At 66.9% G+C, this 2,834-nt stretch carries 1 protein-coding gene; it reads right to left on the reverse strand.

Going from position 1 to position 2,834, the window contains the following annotated elements:
* Positions 1-121 precede the first annotated feature (121 nt).
* Positions 122-2,834 (reverse strand): hypothetical protein (locus FJY88_13190; GenBank protein MBM3288281.1); only part of this gene is annotated, 2,713 nt, incomplete at its 5' end.

Raw genomic sequence — 2,834 nt, forward strand, 5'->3', positions numbered from 1 at the left:
ACGCTCAACCTCCCTACGAACCATCCCGTCCTCCTTCTCTTCCCTCCTCGAGCCCGTGGGATGACCCAGGATCTACCTAGGCACCCCACCCCCTCAACAGGAAGTGGGAGGACACATGGCCTTATCGAAGCAGCGTGATCTTCATGCTCTGGGAGCCCATCGCGTTTCGCAGGTGGGCGAGATAGACACCGGAGCGGACCGCGTGGCCCGATTCGTCGCGGCCGTCCCAGCTCGCATCGCTGAGCCCCGCCTCGACGGGATTGTCGATCAGCGTCCGGATCCGCCGGCCGGTCAGATCGAGGATATCCAGCCTCACCTGGCCGCCCGGAGTCTCGTACCGGATGTTCGTCACGCCGCCGGTCGGGTTGGGCACCGCCGCCGCTATGCGGAGTCTGAACGGATCGATAGTCAGCGAGATCCCGCCGCTGCGGAAGACCTCCCGTCCGTACGCGTCGAAACCGGTGACACGGTAGAGATGCTTCCCTGGACTCGCCGGATCGCGGAAGGTGTACCACGAGCCCTCGAGGAAGAGGGACGGGTCGCCTTCTCCCCTGATCTCCCACTCGCCGAGGGGACCCTGCCGCTCGACGCGGAAGACGGCCGGTTCGACCGGCGTCCGCCACGTGAGCACCGCCGCGCCGACCTCTGCGCGCGCCTCCACCTCTATCGTCACGACGGGCGTGATCACATCGGCGTCGATCCGCCCGGTGTTGCGAGCATCGTGGCGGAAGGAGGTCCAGGGGTTGAGCCGCATCGCGGTCGGGAGGTCGAGCGGGAAGATCACGTCCGAGATCTCGAGGATCGCGATCGACGCCAGGAACTCGGCCTGGACCACGAGGTTGGGATTGGCGTTGCGGTCGATGTCCCAGCAGGTCAGGCCGTGCTGGATCCGGCCGCCCATGACGTAGGGGAAGCCCGCGACCGGAGCCCCCTGCGCGTCTCCGTTGATGGCGTGGACGATCCCCTGGTTGTCGCCCACCACGATCTCCGGTAGCGCGTCGGCGTCGAGATTGACGAGGATCGCCGAGCCTACCTTCTCGTCCGCGTCGGCGATCTGGCGCGGGAAGCCTGGGAGCGCCGCCGCCGAGTTGGCATTGACGGCGACCAGCTTCCCCCGGCCCGATCCGAGGACGATGTCCTTCTGTCCATCGCCGTCGATGTCTCCGATCGCCGGAGTCGGCTCGGTCCAGTTCGTCGGCAGCTTGTCGATCTGGTAGGGCCAGCCGGTCCGCAGGACGAGGCTCCGGGGCGGCGACGGCTCGTACTTGAAGCTCCAGAGGTAGTTGCGCGTCGCGACGAAGATGTCGTAGGCGTCGTCCCCGTCCACGTCGGCCACGGATGGGGACGAATTCGAGCGGGCCTCGTCCCCGGTGAGTCCCTGCTCCAGCGGCGCGGTCGCCAGGATTGTCCCGTCACCGCGGACGACAGCGAGTATCGAGGCGGCGCCCGTTCCCGATGTCTCGAGCTGCACGATGATCTCGTCCTTGGGATCGAACTGGGGGTCGAGATTCGCCGCCGCGGGCGATCCGTATGTGTAGGGCCAGCTAGCGGGATCCGCCGGGTTGCCTCCGCCGAGATAGGCGAGCTTTCCATCCGCGTTCCCGGTGATCACCGGGCTGCCGTCGCCGTTCCATGCGTAGAGGAATCCCCTGTTCTGGACGATGACCTCGGGCTTCAGGTCGCCGGCGATGTCCGCGAGAAGCGGAGAGGCCATCAGGTAGTTGTTCGTTCCCGCCGCGCGGCTCCAGAGGCGCGTCCCTTCCCTGTTCCAGACGAAGACGTACGGGGTCTTGTCGGTCTCGGACCGATACCGCGCCGTGACGACCACCTCAACATTCCCGTCGCCCGTGATATCGGCGATCGCCGGCTTGCTCCAGATGAAGGCCGGGGTTTCGGACCAAACCCCGAAGGTGGAGGGCACCCCATCGCCATCGATGATCTCGGTCCCGTTGTCCCTCAGGCCGTAGACCCGATCCGCTCCAACGAAGATCTCATAGTGGTCCGTCGCATCCAGATTCTCTATCGTGGGGCAGCCCCAGTTGGGGTCGCCTGACACGCTGATCGGCCATCCGGTAAGGGAGGCCGGGTTGGTCGTCGCCCCGACCGGCTCGGAGTAGGCGCTCCAGTTGCCGGAGGAATCGATCGCGGCGACGCGGTAGAAGTAGCGGGTCAGTCCGCCCAGCCCCTCGTCCCGGAAGTACTCCATCCCCCGCAGGAATCGATCGTGGACCCTCGCGTAGGCCCCCGTCTCCGTCGCGCTGCGCTCCAGGACGTACCCCTCGATGTCGGGGTCCGGCGTCGCCGACCATGTCAACATGATCGCGTCCTTCGTGGCCTGCGGAGGTCGATCGGTCGGGAAGGAGGGCGGGGCGGGCATCTCGAACTCGACCTCGCGGACCAGGAAGGAGAAGGAGGCATTGAACGCCGACTTCACCTCGAACTGGAGACGCAGCGTCTGCGCGTTGGTGACCTGGAAACGGTACTGGGCCCCACCCACCGTCGTCGACGTCTGCCCTTCGATCGCCTGCGAGAGCGGGTAGCTGTCCGTTCCGGACACGATCGTGGCGCCCGATAGGGCGGTCAGGATCCCGGTCAGGTTCGCGGCGCTCCCGGCGCCGTAGTTCCTGAGAACCGGGCGCCAGCTCATCGTCTCGCCCGTGTCGGGGAGACCGTTCCCGTCCCCGCTCACCTCGGCGAGCACGCCCTGTTCGAGATCGAAGAGGGGGCGATAGGCGGGCAGGGGCTCTGTGAAGGTCGATGTCCGGGCCGGGGACGCCTGACTGATCTCCACCACGGCCCGGCACGGCAGGCGGTCGCCGTTCTGCAAGACAGTC

The organism is Candidatus Eisenbacteria bacterium, from assembly GCA_016867495.1.
In the GTDB taxonomy this organism is placed as follows: Bacteria; Eisenbacteria; RBG-16-71-46; order CAIMUX01; family VGJL01; genus VGJL01.